The sequence below is a fragment of the Mucilaginibacter achroorhodeus genome (genome assembly GCF_007846095.1).
Lineage (GTDB): Bacteria > Bacteroidota > Bacteroidia > Sphingobacteriales > Sphingobacteriaceae > Mucilaginibacter > Mucilaginibacter achroorhodeus.
Genome location: NZ_VOEI01000006.1, coordinates 140,157 through 159,442, shown reverse-complemented (window position 1 = coordinate 159,442; position 19,286 = coordinate 140,157). Strand labels below are relative to the sequence as shown.

Here is a 19,286-nt window from a genome sequence, read left to right as displayed (position 1 = left end):
AATTTCGATAATAAAAACCAATTAGTTAATAATAACTCTATTTTTTAAAAATTAGTGTCGGTGACAGAGATTAGTTAATGAAAGATTGGAGAATAGTTGATGATAATTTGGCTATGCCTGATCTCTAATTAACTAATCTCCAATCACTAAAATTAGTGTTTAAAGTGGCGCACCCCGGTGGTAACCATGGCAATACCTTTTTGGTTACACATCTCTATCGATAGCTTATCGTTTATTGAACCGCCCGGCTGCAATACTGCAGTAATACCGGCATCTGCACCTATCTCAACACAATCAGCAAACGGGAAGAAAGCATCTGAAGCCATTACCGCACCCTTAACGTCAAAACCAAACTCTGCTGCTTTCACCAAAGCCTGTTTCAAGGCATCTACACGTGATGTTTGGCCAACACCGCTGGCAACCAGCTGATTATTTTTAGCGATAACAATAGTGTTTGATTTGGTATGTTTCACCACTTTGTTGGCAAAATGCAAATCTTTCAATTCCTGTTCGGTTGGCTGCTTAGCTGTTACGGTGGTCATTTGCGCAGGGCTCTCAACTGTATTGTCTTTATCCTGCTCAATAACGCCGTTCAATAAAGTTTTGAATTGTTTGGCCGGCAACTCAACCGGTTGGCGAACCAGAATAATACGGTTCTTTTTAGCTTTTAATATCGCTACAGCTTCGTTAGTAAAGGCAGGTGCAATAAGCACTTCGTAGAATATCTTATCAATTTCGGTTGCTGTTGCAGCATCTATCTCGTCATTGGCGATGATAACACCACCAAAGGCCGAAACAGGGTCGCAGGCCAAAGCATCCACCCATGCATCTTTAATGTGCTGGCGCGATGCAATACCACAGGCGTTTGTGTGCTTAAGTATGGCAACGGTTGGCTCGGTGAATTCGTCTATCAGGGCCACTGCCGCGTCAACATCAACCAGGTTGTTGTATGATAGCTCTTTACCGTTAAGTTTGTTGAACATGGCATCCAGGTTACCATAGAAAGTACCTTTCTGGTGAGGGTTTTCCCCGTAACGCAATACCTGGCTTTGCTGTACGCTTTGTTTGAAAACCGGCATCGGCTCGCTATTATCAAAGTATTTGAAGATATGCGTATCGTAGTTTGATGATATGTTGAATGCTTTTTGAGCAAACCGGCGGCGTTGGTCAATGGTAGTTTCGCCGTCTTGTGTTTTCAATATCTGCTCCAATCCGGTATAATCGTCTTTTGAGGCAAGTATCACTACGTCTTTGTAATTCTTAGCTGCCGCACGGATCAAAGAGATGCCGCCGATATCTATCTTTTCGATAATATCCTCCTGGCTTGCGCCTGAGTTTACGGTCTCTTCAAACGGGTAAAGATCTACAATTACCAGGTCAATTTCCGGTATCTCGTACTGAGCTAATTGCTGCTCATCACTGTCAAAACTTCTGCGCGCCAAAATGCCACCAAATACCTTTGGGTGCAATGTTTTTACCCGGCCGCCCAGTATAGAAGGATATGAGGTAAGGTCCTCAACTGCAATAACATCAACACCAAGGTCGCGAATAAAAGTTTCGGTACCACCGGTAGAGTAGATCTTTACACCGAGGCGATTTAACTCATGAATTATTGGCTCAAGATTGTCTTTGTAATAAACGGAGATGAGGGCGTTTTTGATTTGAACAGAATGACTCATTACAACAGGGAATTTTTGAGCCGCAAAGGTACGCATTAGTGATTAGAGATTAGTGAGTTGAGGTCAGTTTTTTTGTCTTAACTTCAATTCACCGGATTTTAAGAATTGTCAGAACTATAGAACCGGACCAATGAATTTGATAGTTTGAGACTGAGGTCTGAAACAGTGCAATAATGTGATTTAAAACAAATCAAATCAACACCTTAGTTGTTTACCAATAGTATTAATCACCATAAATATGCAAACCCACGATCCGCTCGATATTGTAGAGATACCATTGAGCAAGACAAAAATGGCACTAACACTTGCCGGTTCAGCGGTATTAGTAGCAGCCGGTATATGGGTTATGAGTAATGCTCACAAATTCGGTAGCAGTCATTTGTTGATAATTACAATTGGTATTGTATGCACTGTATTTTTTGGCGTAGTTGCTTTGTATATTGTGAGCAAATTGTTTGACGCCCGGCCAGGTATGATCATAGACAACGATGGCCTTACCGATAACTCCAGTATGTTCGCCGTTGGCTTTGTACCCTGGGAGGATGTTTTAGGATTTAATGTTGTAAATGTTGCGAGCCAAAAATTTATTATGGTATTGGTAGATGATCCTGATGGCTACATCCGTCGCCAGCCAAATGCCCTTGCCCGCCGAACGGCGTCGCTTAATTATAAAATGTATGGTTCTCCAGTAGCGGTAACATCAAATGCTTTAAAAACGAAGTTTGATGATCTGTACAACGTGTTGAAAGAGCGTAGACCTAATCTCTGATGAACAAATCTCTAACACCACTTACGACTTCATCTTTTTCAACAAGCCCTCTATCACTTTAGGGAAATGCTGATGCTCTAATTGCTGGCCTTTAAACTTTACCATTTCCAGTGTATCACCAGGCTCTATCTTAAAACGCGACTGGTGTATGATCTCACCTTCATCAAATTCTGCGTTAGTAAAATGGATGGTTATTCCTGATTCTTCTTCGCCCGCGGCCAAAACAGCTTTGTGCACGTTATCGCCATACATTCCTTTACCGCCAAATTTGGGCAACAAAGCCGGGTGCAGGTTGATGATCTTGTTTGGAAAAGCTGCCAGCAAAGATTGCGGAACTAACCAAAGGAAACCGGCCAGTACAATCAAGTCGACCTGCAGATTTTTTAACAGGTTAATAATATCATCGGTTTGGTAAAACTCGTGGCGGGTAAAAATATGCGAGGGTATCTCAAAATTATCCGCACGTTGCAATACGTAAGCCTGCGGATTATTGGTAAGTATCAATACCACTTCGGCATCGTTATGCTTTTTAAAATGCTCCATTATTTTTTGAGCATTTGACCCGGACCCCGAAGCAAAAATGGCGATTCTCTTTTTCAAAATAAGTGGTAGCTTTTATACTGCAAAATATAAAAATTTATCAATTTATTATTTGGTGGATGTCCTTCTTCTCACAAACCCCCATCTGAATATCCTCCGCCTGTCTGTAGTTGAGTAATAATTTTGTATATCGCCTGTCTCAAGCACTAAAGAATATTCTCCAAGATTTGCTATACGCGAGTTGGCAAAGGGCTGGTAGGGTTTTCCTGTTGAGTCGGGCTCGGTGATATTTGCATTTAAGAACAAGCGAGTATCACTCAGGTTCCAAGTCCCGTTGGCCGTATTGGTAGCGCAGGCAAAGTTTACAAAGTTACAGCTTCCGTCTTTGTTGAAAGTAAAGGTTTGCACAGTATCACATACGTAGGTGGTATCGCCAAGCTGGGTATCACCGATATAATCTAACTGGGTTAACGAGCCCAACTGCCAGTAACCGGTAGTTAGCAGCGTGCTAATGTTATCGGTATTATCGCGCTTGCACGAGTTGATGAGGATACACATCACCACTAACGAGGCTATAAGCGGATAACGCATTTTCTTAATCATACCTGTGCAAAGATAATTTTATTTCAAAAGCAGCATTAGTATAACTGCACGCAGCAACAATTATTTTAAGTTGCAACGCTTTTAAACACGGCAACGATATATTTGCCTTATGCGCATACCCTACCATGAATTAGCCGCTCGTTTTAAACAGATATTGCTTAGCCTTGGTTTTACAGACGCCAAAGCAGAAATATGTGCTGATGTTTTTGCAGGCAATAGCCGCGACGGCGTACACAGCCACGGATTAAACCGCTTTCCTACTTTCGTAGAGTACGTTAAAGAGGGCTTGGTGCTGCCCAATGCCGAGCCTTCGCTCATCAATACACTGGGTGCTGTTGAGCAATGGGATGGCAATCTTGGTCCGGGGATATTAAATGCTAAATATAGCATGGCGAGGGCCATCCAATTGGCGCAATCAAATGGTATTGGATGCGTAACCCTCAAAAATACCAACCATTGGATGCGCGGCGGAACTTACGGGCTGCAAGCAGCCGAGGCGGGCTTCATCGGTATTTGCTTCACTAACACCATTGCCAACCTGCCGCCCTGGGGCGGTACCCAACCTCGCCTTGGTAACAACCCGCTTATTATAGCGGTGCCACACGCGGGAGGACATATTGTGTTGGATATGGCCATGTCGCAATACGCTATGGGAAAACTTCAGAAATATGAAATGGATGACAAACCCCTGCCGCAGCCCGGCGGCTACGATGCTGCCGGGAATTTAACTACCGATGCATCAGCCATACTTGCCAGTAAACGTGCCTTGCCCATAGGATTCTGGAAAGGCTCGGGGCTTTCATTAGTGTTAGACATTTTGGCAACCATCCTCAGCGGCGGGCAATCTACCGCAGTAATCACAGAAGCAGGGCGCAAAGAGAGTGGTGTGTCGCAGGTATTTATCGCCATAAAACAAGATAGCCTACAAAACGCAGCGTTGATAGATCATATACTTGAATACACTAAAAGTGACGAAAGCGGTAGCGAGATATTATTCCCGGGAGAAAACATGCTTCGCACCCGCGAGCAAAGCATGCGCGAAGGAGTTTGGGTTGATGACGAGATATGGAATAAAATAAGCGCCCTTTAGGCGCTTATTTTATTTCTTTTTATCATGCAGGATAACAAACACATCTTCGTTATCTTTTTTCATGAGGTATTTCTCTCGCGCAAATTTTTCCAGTTTGGCTTTATCTGAGCTGAGCTCGTTAAGGTCATTTTTGACTTTCTCAGTTTCGGTTTTATAAAACTCCTGCTCCTGTTTAAGCTTGTTTAGCTGCTGGCGATACTCATATTGAGAGAACACATCGTTCTTGTCGAAAAATACCATCCATATTACAAAAGCCAATGTTACCAGGAAAAATTTATTCTTGATAAGATCTAAAAGGCGTTTCATTTTCAACGAATCTAATTTCACTTTAAAGCTAAATGTTTTTTAAATGCAAAACAAGTTTTGCGTTGGAGATTAGAGATTTGTGATTAGAGATTAGGGAATTTCCCAATTCTAAACAAACACCTAATCTTTAATCTCTTATCTCTAATTAACTACTCCTATTAACTTAACTACCTGCGTCCGCTCATGCCGCTGCCACCGCCGGTTTTTGAACCTGCCTTACGGTTGCCGGCACCACCGCCCTGACGGCTTTCGCCATTGGCGCGTTTGTTTCCGCTGCGGCTGTTGCGACCGCGGTTACCACCGCCGCCGTTTCTGCCACCACGGCCTTCGCCTGCAGGTGCTTTACCTTTAACTGCAATGCTTACCGCCTTGCCGGTCATCCTGGCGTTCATCAATTCAATGCTCAGCGGGTAAGGGTGCCCTTCTTCTACAGGCACATTTTTGCCAATAAGCTTATAAATATCCTTTAGATATTCTATTTCCTCTTCGCCATCACAAAAAGACATGGCTATACCGCTTGCCCCTGCCCTGCCAGTACGGCCAATACGGTGCACATACGTTTCGGGTATATTCGGCAGCTCGTAGTTCACTACGTGGGTAAGCTCGTCAATATCAATACCGCGTGCTGCAATATCAGTAGCTATCAAAACACGCGTGCTGCGGTTCTTAAAATTAGTTAGCGCCCGCTGCCTTGCATTTTGCGATTTATTACCGTGAATTGCTTCAGCAGTTATGCCTGCCTTATGCAGGTCTTTAACAACTTTATCGGCACCGTGTTTGGTACGCGTGAACACCAGCAAGGTTTTAATATCCTTATCTTTAAGAATATGGATCAAAAGGTTCTTCTTATTGCTTTTCTCTACAAAATAAACAGCCTGTTGTATAGTATCGGCAGTTGATGACACCGGCGCAACCTCCACTCTTTCAGGATTATTCAATATCGAATCTGCCAGTGATTGGATCTCCTTTGGCATGGTGGCCGAGAAGAACAGTGTTTGCCTTTTTGCAGGCACCTTGGCAATGATCTTTTTCACATCGTTAACAAAACCCATATCCAGCATACGGTCAGCTTCATCCAGTATCAACATTTTTATCTGGTTGATGTGAACATATCCCTGGTTCATCAGATCAAGTAACCTACCCGGTGTTGCAACTAAAATATCAACGCCACGGCGCAAGGCATCAACCTGCGGGTTTTGCGATACGCCTCCGAAGATCACGAGGTTTTTTAAACCCGTATTGCGTCCGTAAGCCGTAAAGCTGTCGCCGATTTGTATGGCGAGTTCGCGGGTTGGGGTAAGCACAAGTGCTTTTATAGATTTTTGCTCGCGGTGCTGCAGCTTATCGTTAAAAAGCAACTGTAATGTTGGTATGGCAAATGCGGCCGTTTTTCCTGTACCTGTTTGGGCACAACCTAAAAGGTCCCGGCGCTGCAAAATGTATGGGATAGCTTGCTGTTGTATTGGGGTGGGGCTGGTATAGCCTTCTGTTTGTAAAGCCTTTAAAATAGGCTCAATTAATTTAAGATCGGTAAATAACATTTATGTATTGTGCAAACGCCAAACCTAAGGGCGCTGACTTTTTTCTAATGGAGAGTATTAATTATGATTACAGCCGATTCACCGGCACCGCCGCAAAGATACGCTTTTTATTGGCTATTATGACAGTTCGAAAAAGAAGATTTATGACATAAGGTCACCAAATCCAATCGACAACCGACAAATAGTCACAAAATCACCATTGGCACAACAACTGATAGTCATTGATTTTAAATTATTAACTTAACAACAATGGAACAAAAAAAATTTAAATCTGGAGACGTAGTATGCTTAAAATCGGGCGGACCCGAAATGTCAGTTCAGGGCTACGTAAATTTAGGATTTGGCGTAGTAACTGATAATGTACTTTGCAAATGGTTCGAAGACAAAAAACAACAGCAAGGAGAGTTTCATGAAGATAGCCTTGAAATTTGCGACTAATTGTCAAAATAAAAAAATGCGATCAACGTAAAGTAATTAACTCAAGTTGATCGCATTTTTTATTTTTTACTGCTTAGAAATCCATCCAGCAGTATCAGCCCCAAACCAATCATGATAGATACATCCGCAGCGTTAAAAATACCCGTTTGCAAAGGGCCAAATTTAAGGTGTAAAAAATCGGTAACAGCGCCATGCTTAATACGGTCGTACAAGTTACCCATGCCACCGCCAATACAGCAGATGATACCAATAGCCATCAAGGATGTTAAATTCTTTTTAAGGATAACGTAAAGCAAACCACCAAGCAGCGCCAAAATGGGTAAAAGCGTGAGCAGCATAAACCTGAAAGGCTGAACCAACTTTGCGCCTAAACTTAAAAAGGCTCCTGTATTTTCTACATGCAGCAGGGTTACATGCCCATCAAAAAAACGGTATTGGTCGTAGATATTGATATGCTCGCGCATCATTGATTTTGTAACCTGGTCGCAACTGATGTTAAGTGCAAGCAAGGCAATAATGGCGAAAACACGGTAAGCACCTTTCAACTTCATTTCGGCAGCGAAGGTAGTAAATCAAAAAAGCCTTTCAAATTTGAAAGGCTTTTTCTATTATCATCGGCATCCCGATAGCTATCGGAACCGGTCTGTTACTTCATTGAGTTGATAAAATCATCAAACAGGTAACGGCTATCATGCGGGCCCGGAGATGATTCGGGGTGATACTGAACCGAAAATGCTTTTTTACCTTTTACGCGGATACCTTCGATAGATTGGTCGTTTAAGTTAACGTGGGTTACTTCAACCTTATCTGATGACCTTACAGCTTCCTGCACTACACCAAAACCGTGGTTTTGTGAAGTTACTTCACAATGGTTGATAATTACGTTTTTAACCGGGTGGTTTAAACCGCGGTGACCGTTGAACATCTTTTTAGTTGGGATATCGTTAGCTAAAGCCAGCAACTGGTGACCAAGGCAAATACCAAACATCGGTTTTTCTGAAGCCAATACCTTTTTAACGGTATCAATAGCGTATGGCATAGCCGATGGGTCGCCCGGGCCGTTAGAGATAAAATAACCCGATGGTGCAAAATCCTTTTCCATTTCTTCGAAAGTGGTTTTTGCCGGGTAAACCTTTGCATAAACATCACGATCATCAAAGTTGCGTAGGATGTTTTTCTTAACACCAAGGTCAAGCACGGCTACGCGGTAGGAAGCATCTTCTTTACCAAAAGTGTATGTTTCTTTAGTTGATACCTGTGATGAAAGCTCCAGGCCATCCATTGAAGGTACTTGCGCCAATTTAGCTTTCAATTCTTCAACATCTAATATCTCAGATGAGATAATAGCATTCATGGCACCTTTATCGCGTATGTGGCGAACCAGTTGGCGGGTATCCACATCAGAAATGCCTACCAGATTATGCTGCTGAAAATAATCCTGTATCGATTCATCAGCCTGTTTGCGACTGTAAGCGATGTTGTAGTTTTTACAAACCAGGCCGGCAATCTGTATTTGTTCAGATTCAACCTCTTCATTAGCTATGCCGTAGTTACCAATATGTGCATTGGTTGCTACCATAATTTGCCCAAAGTAAGATGGATCGGTAAAAATTTCCTGGTATCCGGTCATGCCGGTGTTAAAGCAAATTTCGCCCGTGGTTGTGCCTATCTTACCTGCGGCTTTACCATGAAAAACGGTACCATCTTCCAGTAATAATACTGCCGGTAACTTGGTGAAATGATTCATTTAGCAAAAAAATTGAAAGGGTTAAATATTCGGATTTTCTGGCTCGAAGCTCCGTGAAAAGAAAGTAAAGGGCTGAAGAAAAATACCTCTTTATTCACGCCGCAAAAGTAGAGAAAAGTTTGCGGGTTTCCGCATCAATTTTCAATTTTTATGGCAGAGCATTCGGCTTTCATTTGGCGCGACGCGTATTCCTGAAATCTTTCGGTAAAATCTTTCACGTTTTTCCCGTTATTACCCCAGGATGTAATAGATGACCGCTTCTTCAAATCACAGATACTATTTATTAACACCCGGTCTGCATCGACGATAAGAGTAACCTGTTCACCCCAACTTCCGGAAAAAAAACTTCTATCGGTATGCACTACGCACACGGTTCCGTTGAACCTGCCATGCCACTTTAGTTCTTTTAAAACCTGAAGGGTGACCTCCTTCAAATCTTTTTTACATAAGGCAGCCGGAATAACTTGTAGTCTTAGTCTATAATTTTGTAACCAGAAAAAAAAGATGGAAACAATTACAGAGATTGAAAGGACCTCTACGTGTTTTGTATTAAACTCAAGATGTTCATCATTGATGCACCTCCATAAATAAAATACAGGCAACATCACCGTTGGCATTAAGCAATAGATCACAATCCCAAAATGGTCAAACTTTTCCCATGGTGTTAATGGTAACCGTTCGGTTTTAATAGCTTCCTGATATTGCGCTTTGGTCATTGGTTTTCGTCTACTAATATATGCTACATCTAAATAATTAGCTAAAGCGATTTTTAAAAATCATATCCTACCTTTGCCTTACAAAACCAAACGATACGATGTCGGTAAACAAAGAGATAAAGCGCATCACTACGCATACGCTGCAGGAGATGAAGAATCGCGGCGAAAAGATAGCTATGCTTACAGCTTATGATTACTCAATGGCTGCCATAGTTGATAACGCAGGTACGGATGTAATACTGGTGGGCGACTCAGCAAGTAACGTAATGGCCGGGCACGAGACCACCCTGCCTATTACCTTAGACCAGATGATCTATCACGCTTCATCTGTTGTGCGTGCTGCCAAACGTGCACTGGTAATAGTAGACCTTCCATTCGGTTCATATCAGGGTAACTCGAAAGAGGCATTGGCATCTGCCATCCGCATTATGAAAGAATCCGGCGCGCATGGTATCAAGTTAGAGGGTGGTATAGAAATAGCAGAATCAATCAGCCGTATACTTACCGCAGGTATCCCCGTAATGGGGCACCTGGGTTTAACCCCGCAATCGATATATAAATTTGGCACCTATACCGTGCGTGCAAAAGAAGAGGCCGAAGCTGCCAAACTAAAGGAAGACGCCAAAAAGCTGGAGGAGTTGGGTTGCTTTGGTGTTGTGCTGGAAAAGATCCCGGCTAAACTGGCTGCAGAAGTAAGTAAAAGCCTCAACATCCCAACAATAGGCATTGGTGCAGGCCAGCACTGCGACGGCCAGGTTTTGGTGATACACGATATGCTGGGCATTAATAAAGGTTTTAAACCGCGTTTCCTTCGCCAGTATGCCGATCTTTTTGATGTGATGAACAATGCCATTGGTAATTATGTTACTGATGTAAAGGCTAAAAATTTCCCTAACGAGAAAGAGGAGTATTAGCAATTTCGCTGGTTCATGGTGAATAGTTGATAGTTCATAGCAGCTAAACCATGGGCCATGAACAATTAACCATGAACTTAAAACAACACACATACATAAACAAAGACATTACCGATGCCGACGTGCTTTACGAGGACAATCACCTGATTGCAATTAATAAGCGCGCAGGCGATATTGTACAGGTTGATGAAACCGGTGATGAGCCACTTGATGAAAAGGTTAAGCGTTACATCGCTGCTAAATACAACAAGCCAAATGGGGCTTTTTTAGGCGTGGTGCATCGTTTAGATCGCCCGGTGAGCGGTGTTATCCTGTTTGCAAAAACCAGCAAAGCTTTAGACAGGATAAACAAAATGTTTAAAAACCGCGAAATGCATAAAACCTATTTCGCTGTTACACGGCAACAACCTCAGCCCCCTGCCGGTAACCTGGTGCACTGGCTTGTAAAAAATTCGCAGAAGAACGTAACAAAGGCACATGACAAAGAAGTGCAAGGCAGCTTACGGTCTGAATTGAACTATAAACTTGTTGGACAGCGCGATGGGTATTCTGTAATTGAAGTTGACCCGATAACCGGACGACCACACCAGATCCGCGTGCAATTATCTACCCTGGGCTGCCCAATAGTTGGCGACAATAAATATGGCTACCCCCGCGGCAGCCTGCGCAAAAGTATCTGCCTGCATGCCCGCCGCTTAAAATTTATCCACCCTGTAAAAAACGAACCTATAGAGATAGTTGCCAGCCTACCTAAAGATGGTTTTTGGGACAAGTTTGAGGACTTAATACCTTAAGCAGTCAGCCGCTTTCAATCGGGCCGGCGGTCGATGAAACGTTTTAATTAACTGACTGATCTTTAATAAAGTTTTTGACGGCATCTACGAAAGCGCTGTTATTTTCATAATAAAGCAAGTGACCACCATCTATTTTTACCACCTTTTGATGTGGGAATTTAGCCAGCTTATAAGTATTGGGGCCTACAGCGTGGTCGTTGATGCCGGTTATCACTAAAACTGGTACATTAATATCTGGTGTTATGGTGTTGTAATCTTTAAAATATTCCGGATAGATCATTTTTTTGGTCTTATCCAAAACGGGCGCAAGAATTTTGTAGGCAAAATCGTTTGTTCGGGGATGCAGAGAATCTAATTTATCAAAAACACCAATCGTTTTAATACTGTCAGTAAGTAGTTTATACCCAAGATGAACTTTGCTTAGCTTGGCCCTAACGGCCATATCGCCCGCAAAAAGAGAATCTGGATTCTTTGCCTTAATTACAGTATCCTTTCCTAATAGCTTGTACCCGTAGCTAATTTGCTCGGCCAACGCATCCGGACTAAAGAAGTAAAGAGCAGAATTAACTAAAATAAGCCCTTTTACGTGTTGTGGGTATTTTTTGGCATAGTTAACCATTATTACTCCGCCAAATGAATGGCTCATCAGGTACATTTTATCAACCCCGAGTTTAGCTCTTACATCATCCATATCTTTTAACAAGCGGTCCATGCTGTAATCCCTGGCGTTCTGCGCGCTGCCACTCCCCCGCTGATCCATATATATCATTGTAAGAAAACCTTCCAGCTTATTACCACCCAACTGTTCAAAAGATAAATAACCGCCACCGGGGCCACCGGGTACAAACATGCAAATATCCCCTTTGCCGGATACCTTTACAGGTAAGCTGACATGATCAGAAGTAACAAAATTGAATTGTTTGTTTTCCAGCTGTTTTTCCTGCTTCTGTTTACATGCCTGGCAAAGCATGATCGTAATACAGACAAACAAGGCTATCTTTTTCATAAGCTAAAAGTTATTTTCCGTCTTTCTTTGGTGGAGCAAACATGGCTTGTTTAATATATTTAACAGGCGCACTGCCATAGCTCAGGAACTTTTCGTTAAAATCTTTAACCTTAAACTTGTCGCCTTGTTTCTTTTGCCAATCCTGGTAAAGCTGGTTTATTTCTTTGTAACCGGTAAAATAACTGGTTAACTGTACGCTACTTACACTTACGCGTTTCCATTTACCCTGTGCTTCTGCCTTTTGCTGAAAGGCTTCTTTGGTAAGCATCTTCACGGCCTCATCTTCGCTCATGTTGCCGGCATGCACACTATAATCCAATATCGTATTACATACCGAACGCAGGTGCCATTTGTACCACATCAGTCGCATCTCCGGCGCGTTGTTACCAAAACCCGCATCTATCATCTCCTGTTCGCTAAATACAGCCCAACCTTCAACCATGGCGCCGTTACCCAAAATAGATTTGATCATGCTTGGTGCCTTGTTTGCGTACACCAGTTGCGTGTAATGGCCGGGGATAGCTTCATGTATGCAGAGGATTTGCAGAATATAGTTATTGTATTCGCGGAGGTAGCTTTCTGCGCGGTCTGCAGGCCAGCCTTGCAGGCTACCCACGTTATAGTAGGTATTGCCGTTTTTATCATAAGGGCCGGGCGCGCTTACAGATGCACCTGCAACACCTGCCATATAAGCAGGCTCTTTACGTACCACCAAAGGTTTGGTTGGGTCAAGCGTTACCAGATCTTTAGCCTTTATAAAAGCGGTCAGTTTAGGTATCTCCTTTTCAATCGCCAATTGGAACTCAGCCGGCTTAACGTGATCAGCAGACAGCGTATCTATCAACCTGCTTATCATCTCCAGCGAATCTTTTGGCGCCGCCTCCGTTTTAAAATACTTTGGCCAAAGCTGTCGGCTTATTTTAGCCATCTCCTTATGCAGGAACTTTTTACGTTCCACCGCAGCGTTGTAAGTTTGCTGGGCAGTACCTTCAGCCTGGATATCATATTTAAATTTTGCTTCATAAAGCTCTTTCCCTAACCTAAAGCTACGTGGTTTAGGGTTTTTCATTGCCTTTAAATAAGTTACATATCCTTTAATAGCTGTTGCTGATAGTTTTGCACGATCTGTAATTTGTTTTTGTTCTACATCAGGTAGTTTGCTTTTCTTAAGCGAATCGGCAAGGTCACTTTCAAAAATGCTAAGTCCTCCCTCGTTTTGCTCAATAGCAAGGTCGGTAAGTTCCTTAACCGGATTTTTTAATTGTGTTTCAGCGGCCTTGTAGTAAGCAGGAATATTTTCCATTCGCTGATAAAAGCTGCGCAGGCGCTTTTGCAATGGCGCGTAGTGTTCATTTAAGATAAAAGCAAAAGTACCCGTAACGTTATAAGATGAGGGATCCCACTCGTATGACCTTAACTGCTCAATACCCCACTGGGTTGATTCCAGTTGGTTCTTCATAATAGCATGGTCTATCTTATTATTATCTGTAAGCAGGCTGGGCTCGTAATGGCTTAATGAATCCAGCTGCACTTTGGCAAACTTTAGCTGCTGCTCACGTGCCTTTGGTCCGGGTACAACAAGCACACTATCATATTTATGATAACCTACGGATGTAGCCCAATCCGGGTTTATCTTCCATAACTCATCCAAAAAATGATCTTCGTATCGGGTAAATGTGCCGTCGTCTTTTAAACCATTATCAATGGCACTACCGCCGTCTTTTTTACAAGCGGTAAAAGCGGTTACGTAAAGCGCAAGCAGGAATAGTTTTTTAATCACGGTGGTGGGTTTTGCTTTAAGCGATAAACTTAAAAATTGATTACGACAAATCAAACCTGTAACCTATTTGTTAGGCTTTAAAAACAATGATATGAGTGAGCAGCACGATATTTTAATAAAAGAATTGATCAAATTACTCGAAGGCGGCGGCGCGCATGCTACACTTGAAGATGCGCTTGAGGGCATACCAGCCGAAAAACTGGGAATAAAACCACATGGATTGCCTTACAGCATTTGGCAACTGGCCGAACATATTCGTATTGCACAATGGGATATGTTGGAGTTTAGTAAAGATGCCAACCACCAATCGCCGAAATGGCCTGATGACTATTGGCCTAAAGAAGCAGCGCCTGAAAATCCGGGGGATTGGGATAAAACGATAGCAGCTATTAAAGCGGACCGCAAAGTTTTTATAGAACTATTGAGGAGCGGCGATATTTATGCGGCCATACCACACGGTGATGGACAATCCATCCTTCGCGAGGCCTTGCAGGTGGCAGATCATAACTCTTACCATACTTCAGAGATCATCCTATTGAGAAGATTACTGGGGATATGGAAATGATATTTTGAGGGATCGATAATAAAGTAGAGTACTGATCGAAGTTTATAACTTCGACCTAAAATTTTTCAAGGATTCTCCTTGATAACTAAGCTGAAAGCTTAAAACACCATTGGTCGAAGTAAAGCTGCGCTAAACTTCGACCAATGGTAGTTAGTATTTTTGTTACTTCAAAATCAACGTCCCGAACCTATTTCAAGCCTTTCACAAATGTGACTATGCTTGTAACCAGTTCTGGTTTTAAGGGAAGGTCGGGTTGGTTATAGGTAGCCATGTTTTTCTCCCGGTCGGCAGGCGCTTCTTTCAACACGTGGTTCATGTTTGGAATGATGACCAATTGTGCATCCGATTTAGCTTTTTTCAGCAGCTCGGCTTCGCTGACAGGTACCTGAATGTCTGTAGTACCTTGCAGGATAAGCACCGGTACTTTAACCTTTTTAATTTCCCTTGTAGGGTTATACCTGAACCACGACATTAAGTATGGCTGCACGTCAGGGCCTGCAATAGCATATATTTTAGGATCGATATTAGGTGTAAACTTACCCTTCTTTAAGCTATCGAGCATTACTTTAAAGTTATCCTGGATAAACTTCGGCTGGGCCTTCATTTGCTCTGTTACAATAAGATCAGCAGAACGGCCAGCACCGGCAACCGAGATCAATGCCTTTACAGGTTGATCGCGCACAGATAAAATACCGATCAACGATCCTTCACTATGGCCCAACACGATCACTTTAGAAAAGCGCTTATCATCAGCCAATAACTGTACTAAACCCACGGCATCATCCACGTAATCTTCAAAACGCAATTCCTTTGGCTTTGTAGAGCTTACGCTTTGGCCAACCAGGCGTTTATCATAACGTACGGTTGCAATACCCGCTTTACCCAAATCGTTTGCCAGCATTTTATAAGCATTGGTATTCATGCCTAATTTAGGGCTGTTGCAATCCCTGTCTGTAGGGCCAGATCCTGCTATGATCAGTACTACAGGCACCTTGTCTTTAGCGTCGGCAGGCATGGTAAGCGTACCCGAGATAGAGCCGCTCAGCGTTTTTAAAATAATTGGCGACTCTTTAAGCGACGGGTCCATTTGCATAGCGGTTACCGCCTGCTCAACATACGGGCTAAGCAACAAACCGATGAATTTGCTTTGAGCGTCAAGAGAGATGTTAAGGTTGAAAATAGCGTTATCAAAAGTAGCTTTATAAACGGCAAGCGGTGCGCTAAACTTTACCAGCTCAGTACTTTTTAGATCACCTAACTGGGCCTTTAGCTGCGTGGTAGTTGATGAGAACTTATCCAGCGGCAGCGCGGACTTCATCTGGCTGCTAAACATATTAAATATACTATCAGGCTTACCGGCATTGTAATACTGCCTGAATTTGTTTGCAGCCATTGTGAAATTAGCCGGTGCCGTTTGTGCAAGTGCCACTACAGTAAGGCACATGGCAAGCATTGAAACGAATAATTTTCTCATCTCCACTTATAAACTTCTAAAATATCAACGCACGAAAATAATAATTTACAAAGGTATTGACGCAACTTTATGCTAAAGCAACATTTCTGATACAATTGGCGTAAAAAAGCGAAAAATCAGTATTACAAAACGCTTTTTTGTTGTTACATTTAACTTTTTAACTGACACTATACTAATTAATTTCTACTAACTATTAATGAATTTCAAAAACGGATGCTTATTGGTGGCATTCCTGCTATGTATTAATTTTTGTTACGCCCAAACCGGTATCACATTTTTAAGGGGTACTGTTTTAACACAGAACAATCAGCCTGCTGACGCGGCTACTGCTATACTTCTACATCTGCCCGATTCAACCGTGGCCACATCTGCCCTGGTGGACGAAAAAGGTGCTTTCCAATTCAATAATATTAAACCCGGGAGCTATACCATACTGGCAACCATGCTGGGTTACAAGCGCACGTATACACAATCTTTTTACATTGCCGCCGGCAAACCTGTTTCGCTTGCACCATTAAAGTTGGCTGCAACCAATACGCAGCTAAAAGATGTTGCCATTACTGCGCGCAAGGCATTTGTGGAAGTTAAGCCCGGCAAAACCATCATCAATCCATCGGCAAGTATTATTGCCGACGGGCAATCGGCATTAGATATTTTAAGGCAATCTCCCGGTGTAAGGGTTGATAACAACGATGCCATCAGCGTTAGCGGCAGGCAACAGGCCCTGGTACTGATAGACGGCAAACCCACCAACCTTACAGGTACCGATCTGGTAGCATTATTAAAAAGTACTCAGGGCAGTAATATCGATAAGATGGAACTGATAACCGGGGGCTCGCCTAAGTACGATGCAGCGGCGGGTGGTATTGTCAATATCGTACTCAAAAAAGGTAAGAACATTGGCACTAATGGAACCATTACCCTTGGCGCCGGTTATGGCAGGTATTACAAAAGCAATAGCGGCATCAGCTTTAACAACCGCACTAAAAGCTACAACATTTTTGGTAACTATAATTTCGCTGCCAACAAATCATATAAAAACTTCAACACTGACCGCGGTATAGATTACAACGGGTTGCAAAGCAACTACAACACCGCTTACCGCAGCGTTTCTGAAACGTTTAGCCATAACTTTAGGCTGGGTACAGATTTCTTTATCGGCGAAGGGCAAACCATTGGCCTTTTGGTTGCAGGCAACATCAATAACGCAAAATTTAATAAAGCCAACACCCTTAGCATCTTCAATAATAATGTTAAAGATTCTACAGTTTACGCCAACTCAAACCTAAAGCGCGATATCAATACCTTTACATATAACCTTAACTATAATGGCAAGGTTGATGAAACTGGCGGGGTAATTTCCGCCAGCCTTACACACACCCGTAACAGCCGTGCATCCAACGAGTACATTAACAATACTTTCTACAATGCTGCCGGGGCCGCCTACCGCAATCCGCTGTTGCTACAAAACCTCTCGCCTACCAAGGTGGGTATCTGGTCGGCTATATTAGATTATACCAAACCGCTGGGTAAAACCGCCAAACTTGATGCCGGGGCTAAGTACAGCTATACCAAAACGGATAATAACCTCATATTTGGTCCGCTGGTTAACAACGTTTACACCATTGATACCACCTTTAGCAATCACTTTATCTACACTGAAAAAATTGCTGCAGGTTACGTGAACTACAATGCCAGGTTCGGCAAAACTAATATAAGCGCCGGCATTAGAGGCGAATACACCAATTCAAGAGGCGACTCATATCGCGAGCAATCGCCAAACAATCAGCATATAACCGCCAGGAATTATTTTAACCTGTTCCCTACCGTGCAGATAGAATACCATCATGATGATAAGAACGATTACGTGTTGAACTTTAACCGCGGTATAACCAGGCCGGCGTATGATAAGCTTAATCCCTTCCTGTCGTTTATTGATCTGTATAGTTACCAGGCAGGTAATGCTTATTTAAGGCCCGTATATGCCAATAGCATCAGCCTTACACATACTTACAACCAGGAAATAAGCACACGTTTATATGCAACATTTGCCAACGGGGCCGCTTTTCCTTTTTATCAGCAAAACGATGCCACCAAGGTTATTATTAATACCGATGTAAACCTGGGCCGCACGCAAACGCTTGGGGTTGCTTTTAGTGCTCCCATAAAATTCACCAGTTGGTGGAACAGCTCTTATGACATTGATGCATCATACCAGCGATACATTGCCGACCCGAAATACGGCGATTTTAATCAAAGTGTAGGTGATGTTCTGATCAACACCACGCAAAGTTTTAAGTTGGGTAGTAAACTGGCTGCTGAACTTTCTGGCTACTACGAAACGCCTACAGTTTACGGTATAAATAACTTTAAAGCAGTTTACTATGCCAACGCCGGTGTAAGTTTGCCGGTCCTTAACAAGATGGGTAAACTAAGCCTCACCCTTTTAGATATTTTTAAGACCCGTCGTGACCGGGCTTATACCAACTACCAAAACTTAAATAGAAATACTGTCGATTGGCGCGAGTATCGCATCTTGTCTGTAAACTTCAGCTATCGGTTTGGTAAAACATCCGTGAAGGGTGCCGTTCGCCATAAAACTGGAAATGAGGATGAGCAAAGGAGAATTGGGGGTAATTAATATTTAAAGAGCTATTACCTTACAATAACTTCAACTCCGGATACTTGCCTTTAATGCGGGTTACGAAGTATTTGCCTAATGATTCTGAGCTGATGAATTTTTTGTAGGTGGATGGCCTGATGCCGAAATACTGCCATACGTCACTATGCTCCCTAAACTCCAGTTCGAGGATCTGCTTTTTGGCATCATAACCAACACTCTCTAAAGCCGATGACTGTACTTTACGCCTGTACATATAAATACAACATTGCTAAAAAATTATGGTTTGGATAAATTAGCCTGCGTGGCCGCTTAAAGCGCTGCAGATGATAACAAAAAGCACAATAAAGGTAATGACAGTGTACAGGTGGTCTTTTTCTAAGATAAACCCTATGGCCGAAAATAACACCCTTACTACCGGCGTGGCTATGAGCATGATAATGCCTAATTGAATAATAGCCCTGCCCCTGCCTGTGAATACGCCGTGTATAATGCCCTGGCCTGTCTGTATAAAATCAGGCACTCCGTTAAACTGATGATAATCGGCTGTGGTATGGCCATGCCTGTAAAGATACACACAACCACCTATAAAAACCGTTAGCATTGATATTAGCACTCCTGCACGGAGCACCCAGCCAATAACAGCCTGCATATCTTTATCTTTAAAGTTTTTAAACATGGGGGTGGTATTACTCGAGTATATC

At 42.7% G+C, this 19,286-nt stretch carries 20 protein-coding genes; 7 read left to right on the top strand and 13 right to left on the bottom strand.

Annotation, left to right across the window (positions count from 1 at the left end; genetic code table 11):
• Window positions 1-152 precede the first annotated feature (152 nt).
• Window positions 153-1,679 (bottom strand): bifunctional phosphoribosylaminoimidazolecarboxamide formyltransferase/IMP cyclohydrolase, encoded by a 1,527-nt coding sequence (gene purH / locus FPZ42_RS15855; protein WP_146272956.1) that lies wholly within the window; start codon window positions 1,677-1,679, stop codon window positions 153-155.
• Window positions 1,680-1,917: 238 nt separating this feature from the next.
• On the opposite strand from purH, the gene FPZ42_RS15850 reads away from it, so the two are divergent.
• Window positions 1,918-2,448, top strand: coding sequence for an STM3941 family protein (locus tag FPZ42_RS15850; RefSeq protein WP_146272832.1), 531 nt, complete (start codon window positions 1,918-1,920; stop codon window positions 2,446-2,448).
• 21 nt (window positions 2,449-2,469) lie between these two features.
• Here the strand turns inward: FPZ42_RS15850 and purN are convergent, their stop codons facing one another.
• Window positions 2,470-3,048 carry a phosphoribosylglycinamide formyltransferase gene (purN, locus tag FPZ42_RS15845; RefSeq protein ID WP_146272831.1) on the bottom strand — a complete coding sequence of 193 codons (579 nt, stop codon included), beginning with the start codon at window positions 3,046-3,048 and terminating at the stop codon, window positions 2,470-2,472.
• Window positions 3,049-3,096: 48 nt separating this feature from the next.
• Window positions 3,097-3,591: a hypothetical protein gene (locus tag FPZ42_RS15840; RefSeq protein WP_146272830.1), complete on the bottom strand. Its 495-nt coding sequence runs from the start codon at window positions 3,589-3,591 to the stop codon at window positions 3,097-3,099.
• A gap of 109 nt (window positions 3,592-3,700) precedes the next feature.
• On the opposite strand from FPZ42_RS15840, the gene yiaK reads away from it, so the two are divergent.
• Window positions 3,701-4,681 (top strand): 3-dehydro-L-gulonate 2-dehydrogenase, encoded by a 981-nt coding sequence (gene yiaK, locus FPZ42_RS15835; protein WP_146272829.1) that lies wholly within the window; start codon window positions 3,701-3,703, stop codon window positions 4,679-4,681.
• Between the two features lie 9 nt (window positions 4,682-4,690).
• Here yiaK and FPZ42_RS15830 read toward each other — a convergent pair whose 3' ends face one another.
• Window positions 4,691-4,987 (bottom strand): FtsB family cell division protein, encoded by a 297-nt coding sequence (locus tag FPZ42_RS15830; protein ID WP_146272828.1) that lies wholly within the window; start codon window positions 4,985-4,987, stop codon window positions 4,691-4,693.
• 167 nt (window positions 4,988-5,154) lie between these two features.
• Complete coding sequence (locus FPZ42_RS15825) at window positions 5,155-6,528, bottom strand: DEAD/DEAH box helicase (RefSeq protein ID WP_146272827.1); 1,374 nt, start codon at window positions 6,526-6,528, stop codon at window positions 5,155-5,157.
• 249 nt (window positions 6,529-6,777) lie between these two features.
• On the opposite strand from FPZ42_RS15825, the gene FPZ42_RS15820 reads away from it, so the two are divergent.
• The gene (locus FPZ42_RS15820; RefSeq protein WP_146272826.1) at window positions 6,778-6,966 is read left to right on the top strand and encodes a YodC family protein; all 189 of its coding nucleotides are present in this window, start codon (window positions 6,778-6,780) and stop codon (window positions 6,964-6,966) included.
• Window positions 6,967-7,025: 59 nt separating this feature from the next.
• On the opposite strand, the gene lspA is transcribed toward FPZ42_RS15820, so the two are convergent.
• The 3 genes from lspA to FPZ42_RS15805 form a co-directional block, all read right to left on the bottom strand.
• Window positions 7,026-7,517, bottom strand: coding sequence for a signal peptidase II (gene lspA, locus FPZ42_RS15815; RefSeq protein ID WP_222431596.1), 492 nt, complete (start codon window positions 7,515-7,517; stop codon window positions 7,026-7,028).
• A gap of 95 nt (window positions 7,518-7,612) precedes the next feature.
• Window positions 7,613-8,713 carry a glutamine-hydrolyzing carbamoyl-phosphate synthase small subunit gene (gene carA / locus FPZ42_RS15810; protein ID WP_146272825.1) on the bottom strand — a complete coding sequence of 367 codons (1,101 nt, stop codon included), beginning with the start codon at window positions 8,711-8,713 and terminating at the stop codon, window positions 7,613-7,615.
• Between the two features lie 134 nt (window positions 8,714-8,847).
• A complete protein-coding gene (locus tag FPZ42_RS15805; protein ID WP_146272824.1) occupies window positions 8,848-9,429 on the bottom strand; it encodes a hypothetical protein in 582 nt (193 codons plus the stop codon).
• 98 nt (window positions 9,430-9,527) lie between these two features.
• Here FPZ42_RS15805 and panB point away from each other — a divergent pair, with 98 nt between their 5' ends.
• Together panB and FPZ42_RS15795 are read left to right on the top strand one after the other, a co-directional pair.
• On the top strand, window positions 9,528-10,343 hold the full coding sequence (gene panB, locus FPZ42_RS15800) for a 3-methyl-2-oxobutanoate hydroxymethyltransferase (protein ID WP_146272823.1): 816 nt from the start codon (window positions 9,528-9,530) through the stop codon (window positions 10,341-10,343).
• Between the two features lie 71 nt (window positions 10,344-10,414).
• A complete protein-coding gene (locus tag FPZ42_RS15795; RefSeq protein WP_146272954.1) occupies window positions 10,415-11,137 on the top strand; it encodes an RluA family pseudouridine synthase in 723 nt (240 codons plus the stop codon).
• 43 nt (window positions 11,138-11,180) lie between these two features.
• On the opposite strand, the gene FPZ42_RS15790 is transcribed toward FPZ42_RS15795, so the two are convergent.
• Window positions 11,181-12,143 (bottom strand): alpha/beta hydrolase, encoded by a 963-nt coding sequence (locus FPZ42_RS15790; protein WP_146272822.1) that lies wholly within the window; start codon window positions 12,141-12,143, stop codon window positions 11,181-11,183.
• 10 nt (window positions 12,144-12,153) lie between these two features.
• Window positions 12,154-13,923, bottom strand: a complete 1,770-nt coding sequence (locus tag FPZ42_RS15785) for a DUF885 domain-containing protein (RefSeq protein ID WP_261382325.1) — start codon at window positions 13,921-13,923, stop codon at window positions 12,154-12,156.
• Window positions 13,924-14,014: 91 nt separating this feature from the next.
• On the opposite strand from FPZ42_RS15785, the gene FPZ42_RS15780 reads away from it, so the two are divergent.
• Complete coding sequence (locus FPZ42_RS15780; RefSeq protein ID WP_146272821.1) at window positions 14,015-14,488, top strand: DinB family protein; 474 nt, start codon at window positions 14,015-14,017, stop codon at window positions 14,486-14,488.
• 187 nt (window positions 14,489-14,675) lie between these two features.
• Here FPZ42_RS15780 and FPZ42_RS15775 read toward each other — a convergent pair whose 3' ends face one another.
• Window positions 14,676-15,962 (bottom strand): alpha/beta fold hydrolase, encoded by a 1,287-nt coding sequence (locus tag FPZ42_RS15775; RefSeq protein WP_146272820.1) that lies wholly within the window; start codon window positions 15,960-15,962, stop codon window positions 14,676-14,678.
• Window positions 15,963-16,158: 196 nt separating this feature from the next.
• Between FPZ42_RS15775 and FPZ42_RS15770 the strand changes: the two genes are divergently transcribed.
• Window positions 16,159-18,603, top strand: a complete 2,445-nt coding sequence (locus tag FPZ42_RS15770; protein WP_146272819.1) for an outer membrane beta-barrel protein — start codon at window positions 16,159-16,161, stop codon at window positions 18,601-18,603.
• A gap of 19 nt (window positions 18,604-18,622) precedes the next feature.
• Here the strand turns inward: FPZ42_RS15770 and FPZ42_RS15765 are convergent, their stop codons facing one another.
• Together FPZ42_RS15765 and FPZ42_RS15760 are read right to left on the bottom strand one after the other, a co-directional pair.
• Complete coding sequence (locus FPZ42_RS15765; protein WP_146272818.1) at window positions 18,623-18,838, bottom strand: KTSC domain-containing protein; 216 nt, start codon at window positions 18,836-18,838, stop codon at window positions 18,623-18,625.
• A gap of 39 nt (window positions 18,839-18,877) precedes the next feature.
• Window positions 18,878-19,261 carry a DUF1634 domain-containing protein gene (locus FPZ42_RS15760; RefSeq protein ID WP_146272817.1) on the bottom strand — a complete coding sequence of 128 codons (384 nt, stop codon included), beginning with the start codon at window positions 19,259-19,261 and terminating at the stop codon, window positions 18,878-18,880.
• Window positions 19,262-19,286 lie beyond the last annotated feature (25 nt).

What these genes read in the sequence shown, in the direction of transcription:
- purH (WP_146272956.1), bottom strand. Translation starts at nt 1,679, where the DNA reads ATGAGTCATTCTGTTCAAATCAAAAACGCCCTCATCTCCGTTTATTAC.
- FPZ42_RS15820 (WP_146272826.1), top strand. Translation starts at nt 6,778, where the DNA reads ATGGAACAAAAAAAATTTAAATCTGGAGACGTAGTATGCTTAAAATCG.
- FPZ42_RS15825 (WP_146272827.1), bottom strand. Translation starts at nt 6,528, where the DNA reads ATGTTATTTACCGATCTTAAATTAATTGAGCCTATTTTAAAGGCTTTA.
- yiaK (WP_146272829.1), top strand. Translation starts at nt 3,701, where the DNA reads ATGCGCATACCCTACCATGAATTAGCCGCTCGTTTTAAACAGATATTG.
- FPZ42_RS15830 (WP_146272828.1), bottom strand. Translation starts at nt 4,987, where the DNA reads ATGAAACGCCTTTTAGATCTTATCAAGAATAAATTTTTCCTGGTAACA.
- FPZ42_RS15770 (WP_146272819.1), top strand. Translation starts at nt 16,159, where the DNA reads ATGAATTTCAAAAACGGATGCTTATTGGTGGCATTCCTGCTATGTATT.
- FPZ42_RS15840 (WP_146272830.1), bottom strand. Translation starts at nt 3,591, where the DNA reads ATGATTAAGAAAATGCGTTATCCGCTTATAGCCTCGTTAGTGGTGATG.
- FPZ42_RS15775 (WP_146272820.1), bottom strand. Translation starts at nt 15,962, where the DNA reads ATGAGAAAATTATTCGTTTCAATGCTTGCCATGTGCCTTACTGTAGTG.
- panB (WP_146272823.1), top strand. Translation starts at nt 9,528, where the DNA reads ATGTCGGTAAACAAAGAGATAAAGCGCATCACTACGCATACGCTGCAG.
- FPZ42_RS15790 (WP_146272822.1), bottom strand. Translation starts at nt 12,143, where the DNA reads ATGAAAAAGATAGCCTTGTTTGTCTGTATTACGATCATGCTTTGCCAG.
- FPZ42_RS15795 (WP_146272954.1), top strand. Translation starts at nt 10,415, where the DNA reads ATGAACTTAAAACAACACACATACATAAACAAAGACATTACCGATGCC.
- lspA (WP_222431596.1), bottom strand. Translation starts at nt 7,517, where the DNA reads ATGAAGTTGAAAGGTGCTTACCGTGTTTTCGCCATTATTGCCTTGCTT.
- FPZ42_RS15765 (WP_146272818.1), bottom strand. Translation starts at nt 18,838, where the DNA reads ATGTACAGGCGTAAAGTACAGTCATCGGCTTTAGAGAGTGTTGGTTAT.
- FPZ42_RS15850 (WP_146272832.1), top strand. Translation starts at nt 1,918, where the DNA reads ATGCAAACCCACGATCCGCTCGATATTGTAGAGATACCATTGAGCAAG.
- FPZ42_RS15805 (WP_146272824.1), bottom strand. Translation starts at nt 9,429, where the DNA reads ATGACCAAAGCGCAATATCAGGAAGCTATTAAAACCGAACGGTTACCA.
- FPZ42_RS15760 (WP_146272817.1), bottom strand. Translation starts at nt 19,261, where the DNA reads ATGTTTAAAAACTTTAAAGATAAAGATATGCAGGCTGTTATTGGCTGG.
- FPZ42_RS15780 (WP_146272821.1), top strand. Translation starts at nt 14,015, where the DNA reads ATGAGTGAGCAGCACGATATTTTAATAAAAGAATTGATCAAATTACTC.
- carA (WP_146272825.1), bottom strand. Translation starts at nt 8,713, where the DNA reads ATGAATCATTTCACCAAGTTACCGGCAGTATTATTACTGGAAGATGGT.